1 protein-coding gene is annotated in these 537 nt (G+C 67.4%); it reads right to left on the reverse strand.

Features of this window, described 5'->3' with window-relative positions; genetic code table 11:
• Positions 1–537: peptidase dimerization domain-containing protein (locus RF645_RS13320; protein WP_368819277.1), on the reverse strand; the 537-nt coding region annotated here is incomplete at both ends.

Below are 537 nucleotides of genomic sequence, written 5' to 3' on the forward strand. Positions count from 1 at the left end.
GGTCCCGGGGATCACGTTCGTCTTGTATCCGCCGTCGAGCATCGTGGGGTTCGAGGTGTTCTGCAGGGTCGCCCCCACGAACCGGGCCACATCCCCCAGTTCGCGCAACAGCCGCTGCGGGTTCTCCGGATCGAACTCCACGCCGGTCAGCTCGGTGACCTCGTCCAGGAACGCGCGGGTGGTCTTGGTCAGTTCCACGGGCCACGTGTACTGCCCGATGTTCGCCATGGCGCGGGACAGGTGCGTCACGGCGTTGTCCTCGTGCAGCCCGGAGCCGTGCCCGGCCTGGCCCTGTGCGATGAGCTTCAACCACAGCAGGCCCTTCTCCGCGGTCTGCAGCAGGTAGGCCCGCTTGCCGCCGATGTTCGCGGAGAACCCGCCCACCTCGCTCAGTGCGTCCGTGACACCGTCGAAGACCTCGGGATGTTCGCTCACCATCCACTTGGAGCCGTAGCGCATCCCGGGTTCCTCGTCCGCGAAGAACCCGAAGACGATGTCCCGCTCGGGCACGGTTCCCGTGCGGCGCATGTGGCGCAG

This window comes from Kocuria sp. CPCC 205260 (assembly GCF_040981045.1).
GTDB lineage: Bacteria > Actinomycetota > Actinomycetes > Actinomycetales > Micrococcaceae > Kocuria > Kocuria palustris.